General features: G+C 64.8%; 13 protein-coding genes. 3 read left to right on the top strand and 10 right to left on the bottom strand.

Annotated elements, in window-relative coordinates:
* Nucleotides 1–1077: a LuxR C-terminal-related transcriptional regulator gene (locus LJ655_RS01055; protein ID WP_230559804.1), complete on the top strand. Its 1077-nt coding sequence runs from the start codon at nucleotides 1–3 to the stop codon at nucleotides 1075–1077.
* A 53-nt stretch (nucleotides 1078–1130) separates the two neighbouring features.
* On the opposite strand, the gene LJ655_RS01050 is transcribed toward LJ655_RS01055, so the two are convergent.
* From LJ655_RS01050 to LJ655_RS01005, 10 genes are all read right to left on the bottom strand, one after another.
* Entirely contained in the window at nucleotides 1131–3257 is a 2127-nt protein-coding gene (locus LJ655_RS01050) for a PASTA domain-containing protein (protein WP_230559406.1), read from the bottom strand.
* 62 nt (nucleotides 3258–3319) lie between these two features.
* Nucleotides 3320–3709, bottom strand: coding sequence for a DUF4280 domain-containing protein (locus LJ655_RS01045; RefSeq protein WP_230559405.1), 390 nt, complete (start codon nucleotides 3707–3709; stop codon nucleotides 3320–3322).
* A gap of 36 nt (nucleotides 3710–3745) precedes the next feature.
* Nucleotides 3746–5110: a serine/threonine protein kinase gene (locus tag LJ655_RS01040; protein WP_230559404.1), complete on the bottom strand. Its 1365-nt coding sequence runs from the start codon at nucleotides 5108–5110 to the stop codon at nucleotides 3746–3748.
* A 1-nt stretch (nucleotide 5111) separates the two neighbouring features.
* A complete protein-coding gene (locus LJ655_RS01035) occupies nucleotides 5112–6251 on the bottom strand; it encodes a S41 family peptidase (protein ID WP_230559403.1) in 1140 nt (379 codons plus the stop codon).
* Between the two features lie 13 nt (nucleotides 6252–6264).
* On the bottom strand, nucleotides 6265–6738 hold the full coding sequence (locus LJ655_RS01030) for a hypothetical protein (protein WP_230559402.1): 474 nt from the start codon (nucleotides 6736–6738) through the stop codon (nucleotides 6265–6267).
* Nucleotides 6739–6773: 35 nt separating this feature from the next.
* A complete protein-coding gene (locus LJ655_RS01025; protein ID WP_230559401.1) occupies nucleotides 6774–7391 on the bottom strand; it encodes a hypothetical protein in 618 nt (205 codons plus the stop codon).
* Nucleotides 7392–7512: 121 nt separating this feature from the next.
* A complete protein-coding gene (locus LJ655_RS01020; RefSeq protein ID WP_230559400.1) occupies nucleotides 7513–8487 on the bottom strand; it encodes a serine/threonine-protein kinase in 975 nt (324 codons plus the stop codon).
* A gap of 8 nt (nucleotides 8488–8495) precedes the next feature.
* The gene (locus tag LJ655_RS01015) at nucleotides 8496–9314 is read right to left on the bottom strand and encodes an FHA domain-containing protein (RefSeq protein ID WP_230559399.1); all 819 of its coding nucleotides are present in this window, start codon (nucleotides 9312–9314) and stop codon (nucleotides 8496–8498) included.
* 32 nt (nucleotides 9315–9346) lie between these two features.
* A complete protein-coding gene (locus LJ655_RS01010; protein ID WP_230559398.1) occupies nucleotides 9347–10672 on the bottom strand; it encodes a PP2C family protein-serine/threonine phosphatase in 1326 nt (441 codons plus the stop codon).
* On the bottom strand, nucleotides 10669–12309 hold the full coding sequence (locus LJ655_RS01005; protein ID WP_230559397.1) for an FHA domain-containing protein: 1641 nt from the start codon (nucleotides 12307–12309) through the stop codon (nucleotides 10669–10671). Before LJ655_RS01005 ends, LJ655_RS01010 begins: the two co-directional genes overlap by 4 nt.
* A gap of 563 nt (nucleotides 12310–12872) precedes the next feature.
* Here LJ655_RS01005 and LJ655_RS01000 point away from each other — a divergent pair.
* Together LJ655_RS01000 and LJ655_RS00995 are read left to right on the top strand one after the other, a co-directional pair.
* Nucleotides 12873–13490, top strand: coding sequence for a Pvc16 family protein (locus LJ655_RS01000; RefSeq protein ID WP_230559396.1), 618 nt, complete (start codon nucleotides 12873–12875; stop codon nucleotides 13488–13490).
* Between the two features lie 93 nt (nucleotides 13491–13583).
* Complete coding sequence (locus LJ655_RS00995) at nucleotides 13584–15515, top strand: phage tail sheath family protein (RefSeq protein ID WP_230559395.1); 1932 nt, start codon at nucleotides 13584–13586, stop codon at nucleotides 15513–15515.
* The last annotated feature ends 5 nt before the right edge of the window (nucleotides 15516–15520 follow it).

The raw sequence follows: 15520 nt of genomic DNA, 5'->3' as shown, positions 1-15520 counted from the left end.
ATGTACATTTTGCTCACCGGACCGCCGGGACTCTTTCGCGAAGGCGTCGAGGCGCTGCTGCGCGGATTCGCTCAGGATGGCGAAGTGCTCGCCTCGAATTGCCTGACCACCAGTTGGCCAAACAATCGCAAGCCGGACTGTGTCGTCATGGACGGCGACTGTCTGCGCGTGGCGAGCGATGAGTTGGAGGCCGCACGGCGTCATTCTCGCACCACGCCCGTAATCGTCCTCTTGAGCAACGCGCAACGCCAGCACGTCGACGAACTGATCGCGGCGGGCGTTTCAGGTTGCGTGGAGAAATCGGCCTCGTCCGAACTCCTTTTCAGCGCGTTGCGCCTCGCCTTTGCGGGCGGTGTCTATCTTCCGCGCTCGTTGGTTGCTGCAAGCTTGCACGAGCCGTTCGCGGCCGCGGAGGCCGACGTTGACGCCAACGCCAACGCCGACCCCAACGCCGACGCCGACGCCGACGCCCTGCGAGGCCTGCCCTATCCTGATCCGCATCTGCACCTTACGCCGCGACAAATCGAGGTGCTGGCGCTGCTCACGCGCGGGCGCTCCAACAAGGTGATCGCGCGACAGCTCGATGTCTCGGAAGCGACCGTCAAGACGCACCTCACGACGATTTTCAAAGCGCTGAACGTGTCCAGCCGTGGTGAAGCGAGCATCGTTGCGGCGCGCATGGAAAGGATCCGCGACGCGCAGGTCGACAAGGCGATCAACGGCCGCATCACGGTCGGCAGACTGCTCGCCAACATGAAAAGCCAGCACTTCCGCTCGGGGCAGGTACTGTTTCGTAAGGGCGACACCAGCACCGAGCTTTTCTACGTCGAGAAGGGCACCGTCAGGTTGAGCGAACTTGGCATCGACATAGGTGCGGGCACGGTGCTGGGTGAAATCGGGCTCTTTTCGCCCGAGCATCGCCGTACGTCCACGGCCGTATGCAAGACCGACTGCGAGATGAAGACGGTCTCCGCACCCGACGCTATCCGCTTCTACTATCGGGAGCCCGAGTTCGCTATTTATCTTATCCAGTTGATCGCGAGCCGGCTCCAGGCTGACAAATCGAGGCGCCCCTAACCGCAGTCCTGGGGCTTTACGGGCCCAAGCGCGATCCCGGCGCATCGCAAAGCTCACTTTCTGCCGTGCCGATGCATCTGCGCATGATGCCGATGATGGTGCCCGGGCGGCGTGACCGACGCCGCGTTCACGCGCGGTTGCAGACGCCGACGATTTTTCCAGAGGAACTGCCCGAGCGGAATCAGCAGCGTAACCGACAGCCATTTCCAGTTCTCCAAGACGAAGCGTCGCACGAGACTCCATGGCGTCACCGTCACGATTATGTTCTTGTCGAACGTCTGGACGAGCACGGGCATCTGTTTACCTTCGATCGGAATCCGGGCATAGAGCGCGAGTCGCATGCGATGCACGCCCCATCTCTTCGGCGTCACGTACCACGTCCATGTGGTGGGCTTGGTATCGCTGACCGCTTGCCGGTATGGCTTCTCCGGACCGGGGTCGATGCTGAAATCGTCCGGCTGCGCCGTCAGGCTTGCTTCCATCTCGGGGTAGATGCGCACGCGGTCGTGCTGGAAGTTTGCCGCTGCGGGATTCAGACGCTTGATGAGCGCCGTGATCGCATCCGCGCTGTCTCGCGCGTCGAGGACGAAGTCGATGCGGCAGGGACAATCCTCGTCCACGTCGATGTCGGTTGGCACATTGAACACAGCCGTCGCAAGCGGCATCGAGTCCAGCGCGCGGTCGACCGACCCGAAAGCCGCCTGCGTGCGGTCGTCGGGCTGCGCGACGTTTTCGCCCGTGCCAGCAGGTGGCGCGGGCGTATTCGCGGTGCTCTTCGCGGTGGATTCCGGCCGATCCGCTGTCGAGGTGTCGCCGGCCACTCGGGTGTTTTCCGTGGAAGTGGATGGCGCGGCGATCGACGGCGCGATCGCGGGCCGTCGCGGCGCAACCGCGAGGTCCGCCGCGGTCGCCGGTTCGGTGGCCGCCAGCGGTCCTGGCACTTCGCCTTGCACGGGCGGCTGAGCGTCGGCAATCGGCGGCGCTTCACCGGCTGCTTCTGGAATATTCGCGTCTTCGCCGTCGGCGGGTCCCGGACCGGCAGCCATGATCGCTGCGTTTTGGGTATCAGCACCGGAAGGTGTGCCGGCTCGGGGCGAAGCCGGCGCTGCGTCTGCCGCGACCGGTGGCGCGGGCGACGCGGCCCAGGCCGGCGGTGCGGGCGGCGCGACGGGTGCAAGTGCCGCGGGCGGCGCGGCAGGCATTGGCGCCACGATGACGGGCGCGGGCATCGCTGGTGCCGGGTGGATTCCAATGACGACCGACGGGCCCACGCGATTCGGGCCGGGGTTGATCGTCACGTTGCCGGGGTTCGGGCTCTGCAGTGCCGGTTTACCAACGCTTGTGGAGGGCGACAGCGGCACCGCCTGAGCTAACCGCTTCTCCGGAAGGCTGTATTGCAGCGTCTGCCTCGTACCGCCCGCCGCGCCGGCGATACCCGCCTCGATGCCCGGCGACAGGCTGTGGGGCAGCCGCTCCAGCCGCTCCAGCCGTTCATTGCCGAGCGCCTGTCGTCCGGGTGCGATAGCGACCTCCGGCTTGTCTGGCGCTCGCATCTCGACCCGCCGCAGGTGGACCGACACGCGCGTGCCGGGAGGGACGGGCGTACCGGCAGATGGGACTTGTTCGATGATCTCGTCCGAGAAGCCCTTGCCCGGTTGATCCATCACAGCCAGCGAGAGGTGCTGATGTTCGAGCAGTAGTTGGGCTGCCTTAGTGCTCATCCCTCGCAGACTGGGCACCGGTATCCGCGCAATCTGCGCCGTGCCGGAATGCGTGAGAGCATGAGCCGCGGGAGCCTGGACGGCTGTCGAGCCGTGCGGCATCTCCTGTTCGCTTCTGATCGCCGCGTTGGGCGATTGCGGCGCGTGTGCGACCGGCACCGCGGCTTGCGGTTGGGTAGGCGCCGGCGACGGATGCTGAATCTGCACAACAGAGGTCAGTATCGAGGGTTGCCGAACTGTCATCACCGGATGCGGCTGCTGCTGCGACTGCACGATCGGACGCGGCTGTGGCGGTATCACCGGATGGAGCTGCTGCGGCACCGAAGGCTGATGGCAATTGATCTGATTCGGCGAACACGCGGCCTGCGCGTCCTGCAGCGCCACGCCGCAGAGCATCGCGAGCGTCAGCAGTGACGCAGCGCGGAGATTCCTAAGCCGATCGAAGGTAGTCTGGGCCATGATGTGCCTCCCTGCAGATATTCGAACCAACGCTCGAGCCATCATCCGACGCAACGCGCGCCTCACTGGACGTTGGTTTTCACCGTCGCCGGATCGATCACCGTGACCACGCCACCCCACATGCACATGCACTGCGAGACATTGTCGAGCGCCGGAATGCCGCCGATCAGCACCGACGGCGCGCCCGCGACCCAAGGGGTGGTCGTCGCGGGGATGCAGGGCATCGGCGTGAACACGCCCAGCTTGGCCGCCGTCGCCGAAATGACGACGGGGTTCGCCGGTGACGAACACATGCCGAACGTGCCGATGTTGACGAGCGGCACGTGATCCTGAATGGTCGCGGCGGGCGGCCCTTCGGCCATCACCCGGTTCACGGGCAGTACGGTCAGCGATGCGGGCGTGAGCCCGAACGAGCATTGAAGCACCGCGCCCATCGTCACTTGCTGCGGCATGATCGAGCTCCTGAGGAAATCGCGACAACGAAAGCGTCACTGCGGGACATTCGCCCGCTCGTACTTGTAGTCGAGCGTGGCACAGCGCGGCACCATCGACTGAACAGTGGGAAGGGCGCCGTGTGCGGTGTACGCGTCATAGTCCGCTGCTACCACGCGGCGCACGGCCGCCATGCTGGAATCCGCGCTTTCCTCGTTGAGCGCGCGGCGCACCGCCCGCTGCTCGAGCTTTGTCATGCGCTGGAACACGTCGCCGTATTCGCGCGCGCTCAATTGCATGTTCTCGTCGTTCTTCACGAGGTTGTTCCTGAACATCTCGATCAGATCGGAGTCGCCTTCCTTTTGCGAGGTGACAAGACCGTCCTCATTCTTCTTCCTGAATCCCTGCTCGCGGCACAGGTTGTTGTAGTCGTGCGCCGCCGTGCGCACGGCCTCGCGTACCACCTGCATGTTCACGATCCTTGACTGCGCGACGTAGATGCCCGCCGCGACTAGCATGCACGCCGACAGCATCACGTACTTCCATGCGCTGCGCCGGCGATATGCGTCGATCGCCGCGATGAAGTGCAGGCCGCCCTGATAGCGGTCGGCAGGGCTTTTCTGCATCGCGCGGCGCACGATCTCCGCGAGCCGCTTCGGGATTTTGGGGTTGGCCGTCCGCGCGTTCGGCACGGCGCTCGCGAGCTGCTGCGCCTGGATCGACTGGAACGAGTCGCCCTGAAACGGCAACTGGCCGGTCAGCATCTGATAGAGCACGACGCCTGCCGAATACACATCCGAGCGATGATCGATGGTTGCGCTGCCGCTCAACTGCTCGGGGCTCATGTATTCCGGCGTGCCGATCACCTGGCCCCCGCCGCTGCGCGTGAGGCCGGCCGCATCGGACGCGATCCCGAAATCGGTGATACGCACGCGGCCGCGCACGTCGACGAGCACATTTGACGGCTTCACGTCGCGATGCACGATGCCTTTCTGATGCGCGCAGTCGAGCCCGGCCAGCACGCCCGTGATGATCGAGAGCGCCTGCTTCTCCGGCAGCTTCTTGCCGGGCTGGCTGTCGAGCAGATCGGAAAGGGTCTGGCCGTCGACAAAATCGAGCACCAGGAAGTAGTCGCCGTCGAGCTCGAAATAATCGACCATCTCGACGATGTTCTCGTGATCGAGCTGCGCTTGATGCTTCGCTTCGTCGTGAAAGCGGTGCTGAAAGTGAGCGTTGTTCGTGAGCTCGGGGCGCAGCAACTTCACGGCGAACCGGCGGGCGCGCATGCCCGCAAGCTCGGCAAGATAGACACGCCCCATGCCGCCTTCGCCGAGCCGCCTGACGATGACATAGCGATCGCGAATCGTTCTGCCGATGAGGCTCGCGTCGGTCATGTCGCGGATTTTCCATGTGTCTAGCATGTCATTGACTCGCAAGCGTGGCGCGCGCGTACGCGGCGGTGTCGGACGACGGCGGCAGCGCGCGCATCGGCGCGAGACCGCGGTGGTCGAACGCGAGGCCGCGCGGCGTCGACAGATAACCAGTGGTGAGAATCAGCGCCGAACCATCGGACAGCTCGACAACGTCCTGCCGCGTGCCCTTTCCTGCGCTCGGCTCGCCGATCGATAGCGCGAGCCCGTTGTCGACGAGCGCGGCGATCAGCACCTCGGCGGCGCTCGCAGTGTGCGCGTCCTGCCAGAGAAAGACCGGGCGCGGCGTGAAGTCGGTGAGGCGCGTGCTCGTATAGGTGTGGGCGCCCGTGCGACCGGTAACGGTGACGATCGGTGCTCCCTGTTTGAGAAACAGCATCGCGGTATCCAGCGCGCCGAAAAAGCTGCCGCCGCCGCTGCCGCGCAGATCGATGACGATCGGCTTGTCCTTGTCCCAACCAGCGAGCGCCGCCGCGACAAGACTCTTCGTGCTGGTCGTGAAGCTCGGAATCTTGAGCACGTGGAGCACGCCTTCGTCGTATTCCGTGACGCTCGGCTCGTCCAGATGCGTGCGCACCACGCGCACCTCCCGCTGCGCGCCGTCTGCGCCGCTGACGACGAGCTCCACGGGCGTGCCCTCGCGCCCGGTCGCGAGCGCAGCGACGAGCGGGAGCGGCTTTCCGCGCACGCTGGCGCCATCGATCGAAACGAGCCGCTCACCGTCATGGACCCCAGCGCGTTCGGCGGGGCCGTGCGCAGCGGGGTAGCAGATCGTCGCGCCGTCGCGCAGCCGCTCCAGCCCCATGCCGATGCCGCCGAAGCCACCTTCGTTCGCCTTGCGGTAGCGTGCGTATTGGTCGCGCGTGAGGCGGCCTGAATAGGCGTCGCGTGAAGCGAGATACGCGTCAAGCGCGTCCTGCGTCACGCGTTCCGGATCGTTCGTCGCGAACAGATAGCGCGCGGTGATGACGTCGAGCGCGTCGGCATAGAGTCGCGAGGCCTTGGTCAGACGGTCGGGCGCGGGCGCCGCCGAGGCCACGCTCGCGTCGGAGGAGTTCCGCGCAGGCTCGCACGCGCCGACCAGCAGCAGGGCGATCGGCAACGCGAGCGGCAGGGCGAAGTGCGTCGTCATGTTGATCGCTTCGTCAGCCAGCCTGAGCGAGCGCGAGCAGACGGTTATGGATTTGTTGCTTCAACTGATCCAGTTGCCGTTTCTGCGCTTCCATGGCCGCCTCGTCGGTCGCGCCACTCGCCTTGATCGCCGCCACCTGCGAGCGGTATTGCGCTAGCTCCGCCTCGAGCGCGTCGCGCTGCGCGCGCTTTTTCGCGTTGTCGCTCGCGAGATGCCGGTTCTGCCTCTGCAATTGCGCGAGACGCGCGTCGAGCTGATCGCTCGTCAGCTTCTTATCGGTGAGATCGTCGCTCAGTTGCTTCATCTGCGTCTGGAACTGCTTTTGCATGTCGGCTTCCTGCTGGAGCTGATCCGTCTTGATCGCGATCCGGCTATCGGTCGCGTTGATATCCGCGTACTGGTCGGCGATGGTGCAGCCGGCCGCCGCGCACAGGAAAGCGAAGAAAAGCGCAGCGCGGGCACCGCGCGTAACGATTGGACTCTTCATGATCGTGGTCCCGAGAGACCGAGAATGCTCCCGGCTCAGACGTTCTGCTTCAGGTTGGCAAGCGCGGTGGCTTGACGCTGCGTGTCTTGCAGGTTTGCTTCCTCACGGCGGATTTCCGCGGCAAGGCTTTCCGAGTGGCTCGCGTGTTGCGCCTGGAAGTTGTGCATGTCGGCGAGGGTCTGCTTTTGCTCGGCGATGGAGGCGTTCGCCTCCTTCAGCGTTTCGTCGATTTTTCTGCGCTGACTGGTGAGCTGGCTCTCGTCATTGGTCTGCACGCTGATCTGACGTGCGGTGACCGCGGAATGCTGCGAGAGCTCGGCGACCTTCTGGCGCAGCGAATCGTTGTACTTCGACATGGTGTCGTTGACGCTCCTCGCATACGCGAGTCGCGCGTCGAGATCGTTCTCGTGTCCGGCGAGTGCCTCGCGCTCCTTCTTCAGATTCGACGACCATGCATAGCAGCCCACGGCGCCGACCGCGCCGACGCCGCCGCCTACAGCCGCGCAGGTCGCGTCGCTGCCCCCCGCGAGCTTGCAGATCAGAAACGCGCCGCCCGCGCCGCCCGCGCCGCATTCGAGCGCTGCAGTCTGTTCGGTGGTGGCGCACCCCGCGACGAGGGCGCCCAATAAAGCGATGCTGCACGATCTGATCATGATGTTCCCCTACGAATTAAACCGGACTACCTGACGCAAGACGCTGCGCTTGATGAAAACAACCGCGCATCACTGATCGAACATTCGACTGCTGGTGAAGCTTCTTCATTGGGTGCCTCTGCTAGCCGCTCTTCATCGCCATCGCGCCCAGCACTGCCGCCATGGCGACCACGAGCACCGCCGCGATCGCGACCGGTGAGCGCAGCCACTGCCGCACGTGGCCGCGCCAGCCGGGAGGCGCGAAAAGCAGTCGCCTGAATTCCGCGCAGCCGGGCACGCGCCGCGCCGGGTCCTTCTCGAGCGCGCGCATAACGAGATTGCTCACGTGCCGCGGAATCGCGCGCACGCGCTTGTGCGGCGCCACCGGCTTGCTGTTCAGGTGCATGCTCAGCACGGTGGTCCTCGCAGTCGCGTCGTCGTCGCCGTTGGCGTCCCGGCCGCTTTCGACCAGGAAGGGCGGTCTGCCGGTGAGCAGTTCGTAGAGCACGCAGCCGACGCTATAGACGTCGGAGCGATAATCGATCGCGCCGGTCGCGCGGATCTGCTCCGGGCTCATGTACGCGGTCGTCCCGACCGACTGCCCCGCGCGCGTGCGCCGACGCTCGCCCGTTGCGAGCGCGATGCCGAAATCGGACAGCAGCGCGTGCTGCCTCGAGACATCGAGCAACACGTTCGACGGCTTCACATCGCGATGCACCATGCCTTGGCGATGCGCGTAGTCGAGCGCGTCCAGCACTTCGCCGATGAGCGGCAGCGCGACGGCCACGGGCAGGCGCCGCCCCGGGCGTTCGTCGAGCAGAGTGGCGAGCGAGCCTCCCGGGGCGAAATCCATCACGAGGCAAGGCTGGCCGCCGGTGCTGAATACGTCGCGCACCGCGACGATACTCGGATGGCGCAGTACCGCGTGATGGCGGATCTCGTCGAGAAAGCGCGCGGCGATCTGGCTTTCGGACTCGATCGCATCGGCCATCACCTTGACTGCCACGTTCTGTCGGCGCCTCTCGTCCCAGGCGAGCCACACGCTCGCCATGCCGCCCGCGCCCAGCTTGCGCTCGATCACGTAAGGTCCGACACGTTGTCCCTGACGAAAGCTCATGGCTGTCGCTATTCGATTCGCGAGTCGTCACGCGACGGGCGATGCGGTGCGCGCGCCTCGTTCCATTGGGAGTTCTCGCGGCGCGACTGCGGTTCTCGCTGCTGCGGCTCCTCACCACGCTCATGGCCGGGATGGGCGGGCGCGTCCCCGGAATCGATCTGACGGAACAGCCATACCGTGTCACCTGTCTTGATGCGCGCACCGTCTCTTAGCATCACACCCGCGCTTTCGACGAACTGGTCGTCCGCATAGGTGCCGTTGGTGCTGCGGTTGTCGAAGAGCTCGTAGCGCCCCGCGCGGCAGAGAATCAGCGCGTGCTCGTTGGACATCGTGGCGTCAATCGGGAGCAGCACGTCGCACGGCCGCCCATTTTCACTTTCCACGGTGCCCTTGCCGATGACGTTGCGGCCTTCGTAGAGCACGAAGAGATCGCCCTGGCGCTCCCACGTGAAGGTCACGAGCACGCCCGTGATCTTGCGACGCGAGGATCGGCGCGGACTCGGCGACGGACTGGACATCGAACTTTCGTAACTGTTTTCCTCGCGCGTGGCGGAAGCGTCGGACGATGTTGATTCGCCGGAGATGACAGTGTGCTTGTGCGATGACATGGTCGAGCCCCTGCTATCAGAATCGTCGAAGGTGTAAGAGGACGAGGCTTCGCTCGAGCGCTCGTTTGCGCGGTTTTCGGCGTCGCAGCGCGGACAGCGGGTCCAGCTCGGATCCATCGGATGCCCGTTCGGGCACACCGTTTCCGAACGGCCGGAGCCGGGGGACAAGCCGCCTCCCCAGATCTGGCCGAAGATATTTCTGAATGGCTTGTTGCTCATTGCTGATCTCCGCTGGCTGACCGACTGGCCGTCTAACGGTCTGACGGGTCGATATCGCTCTGAAGGGCATCGTCGCGCACGCCGGGTGGTGGCCCAGCAGTGCTTACCTCGGACGATGAGGCCGGTTCCTCCGCACGCGGGCTCTTCCGCGGGGCATGCGCGCCTGCGTGCTGCGCGCGCTTCGCATCGCGCTTCTTATGGAGCGTGTCGCGTTTCCGCTCGTAGTCCGTGATGACTTGCTGCTGCTCGCGTTCGAGCCGGGCGATTTCCGTTTCCAGCGATGCCAGCGCCGTCGCGAGGGGAACGGGCACGATCACCGCGCTCACCGCAACCGGTGCGTCAGCCTCCGAAGCCTTCGACACCTTCGCCGATCCGTTCGCGGCGGCTCCGGTAGCCGAACGTTCACCGATATGCACGCCGATCCATCTCGCCCCCACCACCATCGCCGCGGCCGCGCAGAGCGTTGCCAGCGCGAGCGCGCTGCGCATAATCCAGCGCCGCAGGGAGGTGCGGCGAGATTCGCCGCAGCGAAGCACCTGCACCGTCACGTTGTCTTCTCCGCTGTGCTCGAGCGCGATCCGCACCAGACGGTCGGCGATCGCCTGCGGCGCGCCGCCTTCGCGCATTGCCGCCGCGATCGTCTCGTCTGCGACGTATCCGCACAAGCCGTCGGAGCACAGCATGCAAAGCTCGCCATGCCGCAGCGTGAGCCAACCGCTCACGTCGACCGGCACGCGCGGTGTCAGGCCGAGCGCGCGTTCCAGCACGCCCGCATCGGGATGATTCGCGGCTTCACTCTCGGTGAGCACGCCCGCGTCGATCATCCGCTGCACGACACTGTGATCCTTCGTCAGCCGACGCAGCACGCCGCGCCGGTCCAGCAGATACGCGCGGCTGTCGCCGACGTGCGCGAGCATGATCCGCTCGCCTGCGGCGAGCAGCGCGACGACGGTTGCGCCCATGCCCGCCGTCATAGGATTGGGCATTTGTCCACGCGCGTAGACCGCTGCGTTGGCTGCCTGCAGCGCGTGCTCGAGGGCCGCGCCCGCGCGCTGCACGGAACCCAGGCCTTGCAGTTCGCCCTGCATCACCTGCACGGTGAGGCTCGCCGCCGCGGCGCCGCCCGCATGGCCACCCATGCCGTCGGAGACGACGAAGATGTCCGCCGCGCTTGTGCGAATCCAGCTCATGCGATCCTGGTTCTCACTGCGCACGTAGCCCGTCTCCGAGCGTTGTCCGACCGACCATAGGCTCGCATTGGCATGCGTCGAGCCGGACTGCGTGCGGGGAGCGTCGACGGCGTGTGCGCCTTCGATGCCGCTCGCTTCGTGCACGGCACGTTCCCGAACGCGGTTCATGGCACCGGCCGCTCGAAGTGCTCGCGCGAGCGACCGGCTACGCTAGCCTCAGCCGCGCGACGCACCTCCCATGTCGAATGGCCGAAGCGAATCTGGTCGCCGGGCGAGAGCGTCATCACCTGCTTCACGCGCGCGCCGTTGAGAAAGGTGCCGTTGCTCGAGCCGAGATCCGTGAGATAGAGCGTCCCCGATTCGAAGCGAATGTTGGCGTGCTTGCGCGACACGTAGTAGTCACGCACGATGAGATCATTCGCTTCGTCCGCACCGATTCGCACATTGGACTTTTCGATCGCATACGAATGGGTCGCGCCCCGCGACCCTTCGTTGACGAGTAGCGCGGCGGGGCGGCCGGGCGAGGGCGGCGGAAACATCACGCCGATATGGGTGGCCTGGCGTGGTTGCTTCGGCTCGGGCGGACGTGGCTCGTCAGGCGGCGGCACGAACACATGCTTGCGGCGCAGCGTGTAGGCGAGCACAGAGAGCGTCGCCGCTAGCCCGACCAGCACGCTGAAGCCAAACTTCACGCTGATCTTGACAGAGCCGATGGTCATGGCGCTCCCGTGCGCGGAGGATGTCGGGTTCGCGGATTCTGTTTTCGACTCTGCATGGTGCCCACTCGCGGGCCCGGCTAGCGCGGCCGACGCAACGGTTGGTGACGGCGACGGCGGCGGTTGAGCGGCGGACGGCGCGGGTGCGGCAAGCCCGGCGCGAATCGACATCACCACGGGCGGCGCGCCTGCGCCCGCCGCGTAGATGACCTGGGCCGATCGCAGCGGCGGCAGGCCCGGCGCCGCATCGTAGTGAAATCTCACGTCGTAGGCCGATGCAGGTGCGGTGCCGAGATCGTCGCGCAGCGCTTCTGCGAGACTCGTTGGACTCGTCGCGAGCACGAACGCACCGCTGCTCCTGTTGGCGAGTGTCGCGAGTGCCGACGATGTCTTCTGCGCCGATTGCCCGAAGGCGATCGCATCCATCGGTTGGCCGCGCCGCTGCATGAGCACTGAGAGCACGTCGAAGCGCGTCTGACTGCCTTCGTCCTTGCCATCGGTGATGACGACAAGACGCTTCGGCCCTCTCAGCGGCGCATTGGCGAGCGTCGACATGCCAATGTTGAGCGCGTCATAAAGGCGTGTCTTGCCGTCGCGTCCGATTTCGGCGCGGATTGCGTCGACAGCTTCGAGGATGGGCGCGGATTCGCTGTAAAAAGGCGTCGGCGCGGGCGTATCGGAGCCGAACGACATCAACGCGATGCGCAGGTCCGGGCGCGGCCGTGCAAGGACGTCCTTCAGCGCGGCCTTGATCGCCGGCACCGCCGAATGCATCGAGCCGCTGCGGTCCACGCACAGCAGCACCGCGGTGGCGAGATCGGGCGGCAGCACACTGGCCGGTTCGACGGACTGCGCCGCAACCTTGGTCGGCGCCGTGTCCGCACCCGGCAATTGCAGGGTGAAGGCGTCGGCTACGGGCGCGGCGCCCGGCGCTAGCACCGTCAACGTGACGTTGCCCGGTTCGGGCTGGCTGACCGCGACCGCTTGCAAAGGCGCGGCGCACGCGGGGGCGGTCACGAGGGCAAGAGCGAGACCGGAAGCGCCCGAGCGCAGCATGCGCAATGCCGATTTGAATCGTCGATGTGACACGATGCCTCCGCTCGTAGCCGGGGTGCGGATGAGTCGGACGCGCAAGGCCAACGCCTTCGCGCCTGTGTGTGCCGAGGTACGCCAGGACGGCCGCGTCCAGATGAAGTCGTGCGATGTTTGATTGAGTAGCTGGGTTAACTCAACACTCGCTGCGATCTTTTCATGCCGCGCGCCAAACGGATCGAGACTGCGTGACAGCGCAAAAAGCATTCGATTTTTGCGTGTCCCTTACCATTTCCAGGTCGCTACCATGCCAATGCATAACGATCCTTGGGGGCGTGTTTTTCAATTGCGGCCTTCTACGTGCGTTTTACACACAGGGCGCACTCTAACGTGATGCGCCGGGTTGCCAACATGACTCGCAGGTAGAGATAGAGGACATCGGATAAAGGTTGCCGGCATCAATACGTCGATCCCAGCCACGCATCCGCAACTGCCTGGCATCCGAAGATGCGTCATTTATCTCTGTGATCGTCCGTCACCGGTTGGTGTTGAACAGAAAGTCAGGAAGCCGTACTACACGTCATGACGATGTGTAGCGCCGACCGAAGCTCGAGCGAGAGATGACCATGCTAGACGATCTGGACGAGACACTCGCGGCATTGCTGAAGAGCGAACTGTCTCCCGGCCTCGCGCATCAGATCCAGGTGAGCTTTGAGGCACCCGACGATCGGTTCCCACCGCAATCGGTCACGACACCCGCCATCGACCTGTTTCTTTACGACGTGCGAGAGAACACCGAGTTGCGCAGTCACGAATTTCAATTCGATCGAAGCGAGGACGGCAGCGTGCTGCGCACCGCGGCGCCCATTCGCGTTGACGCTTCGTATCTGATTACCGCGTGGCCGCGTGAAGGTCTCGCGAGTCCGGCGGAGGACGAGCATCGCCTGCTTGGCGAAGTGATGCGCGTGCTGTTGCGGCACCGCGCGCTTCCGGAGGAGGTGCTGCACGGCAGCCTGAAGGGCAGCAACATGCCGCTGCCTGTCAGCGCCCTGCAGCCGGGGCGCCTGCAAAGCCTGGGTGAGTTCTGGCAGGCGATGGGCGGCAAGCCAAAGGCCGCGATCAACTACACCGTTACGTTGTTAGTCGATGTGGGTAAGGTCGAGAAAATCCAGCTAGTCAAGGAGCCGGTGTTCTACTACGACCCCCGCATGCGCGGCGAGTCGCCGCCCGCGCCCTGAACTCCGGCGGACGGCTTTCGATCCGCTTCATCTCAGGTTCTTCCCGTTATCGGCGAGTGTCGATTGCAGTATTGACTGAAAGAGGACTGCTCCATGTCAAGCTCTACCTATCAAGCACCGGGCGTGTACGTCGAGGAAGTGCCATCCGCGCAGCAGCCGATCGCGGGTGTGGGAACCAACGTGGTCGGCTTCATTGGCGTGATGCCGAGGAAGATCTATATTCCGGTGCCAAACCCGGACTACGATCCGGTGGTCGCGCGCGCCGCGCACGCAATTGCGGCGCTCGTCGAGCGGCGTGCGCAGTTGCAGAAGGCGGGCAAGCTCGATGCGAAGGCGGAGGCGCAGATCCAGCCTCAGCAAGATATGGCGACCCAGGCCATGAAGACCGCGCTCGACGCCAAGGATGCCGAGTTGGCCGAAGAGAAGCGCAAACTGGCGGAGGCAGAGGCGGAGGTCGCCACGACAAAAACTGCGCTCGACGCCGCCAATACGGCCGCGGAAGAAAAAAAGACGGCACTCGACAACGCAACCGGCGACAAGAAGGACGCCAGACAGGCGTCGACCGACGCCAATCGCGCGCGCAGCGGGGCCCAGGATGCGCATCAAAAAGCGCTCGACAAGGCTGACGCACTCAGCAAGTCCGTCGACAACATGACCAGGGCGCTGAACGAGGCGCGCGCCGAGTTCGAAGCGGCGTCCGCGCCGACACCCGCGTCGGCACCGGCTTCCGCTCCCGCGCCTGGGGATCAATCGACGCCCGGCGCGACGGTGGATGAGCCTATCGAGGCGCCACTGGACGACGAAGCGTTCGAGAATCACGACGTCGATGCTGTCATGATCGCGCCTTCGTTTCTGAGGCCCTACGTTCTTCAGGAATTCGAAATCAATGTCGATCCATTTGAAACCAAGTTCTGCACCAACTTCACCGAATACACGCAGCGCTTCGGCACGTTCTCCGCGTACAAGGGTGTGCCCGACCAGCCGTATTCGAATCCGGACAAGTGGATTTTCAGCCCGTATTTCCCGGGGCATAGCGCACTGACGCACGCGGTCAACGGTTTTTTCAAGAATGGCGGAACGAAGGCGTATGTCGCGCGCATAGAGGATGCCGCGGACCTGGAGAAGGTGCTGGAGAAGTTCAGGTCGATCGACGATCTCGCGATCATCACCGCGCCGGGGCTGCCGCGCAATTCCGACACTTGGGAAGCGCTGATGTCGCACGCCGAGAACCGGGAGAACTGCTTTGCGATCCTCGATGCGCCAGACGTCGTCAACGACGGCAACGACGAGGACCTCTATCTGCAGAATCTGTCGTATTCGAGTGTCGATTCGGTTTTGCCGCGCCCGAGCAAAAACGCCGCGTTCTACTTTCCCCACATCGAGGTGGTCGATCCGGCCAAACAGTTACAGGACTCCGATTCGCAGCGCAAGGTCGGCCCGAAATACCGCGGACGCACATATGTCGCGCCGAGTGGACATATTGCCGGTATCTATGCGCGCACCGATGAGGAGCGCGGTGTGCATAAGGCGCCGGCCAACTGTGTGGTGCGCGGGGCGCTCGAGGTGAAGTACTACATCAGCAAACCGATTCAGTCAGAGCTCAATCCGCAAGGCGTCAATGCGCTGCGAATCATGAACAACGCGGTGACCGTGTGGGGCGCCCGAACGATTGGCGGTGACGCCAACGGCGAATGGAAGTACGTGCCCGTGCGGCGGCTCTTCCTGTTCCTGCAGAAGTCGATTGAGCTGGGCACACAGTGGATCGTCTTTGAGCCGAACGACGAAGCACTGTGGGGCAAGATCCGCCTCAATATCACCGCGTTCCTCACCAATGTGTGGCGTACGGGCGCGCTATTCGGCACGACGCCCGACCAGGCCTTCTACGTCAAATGCGATGCCGAGCTGAATCCGCCCGAAGTGCGCGACGTGGGGCAGGTGATCACGGAGATTGGCGTGGCGATCGTGCGGCCGGCGGAGTTTGTGATCTTCCGCATCACGCAGTCGACCGGCAGCGGGCAGTCGTGAGCCCG

Origin of the sequence: Paraburkholderia translucens, assembly GCF_020881035.1 — a bacterium.
GTDB classification, from domain to species: Bacteria; Pseudomonadota; Gammaproteobacteria; order Burkholderiales; family Burkholderiaceae; genus Paraburkholderia; species Paraburkholderia translucens.
This window is presented reverse-complemented; position numbering and strand designations above follow the sequence as displayed.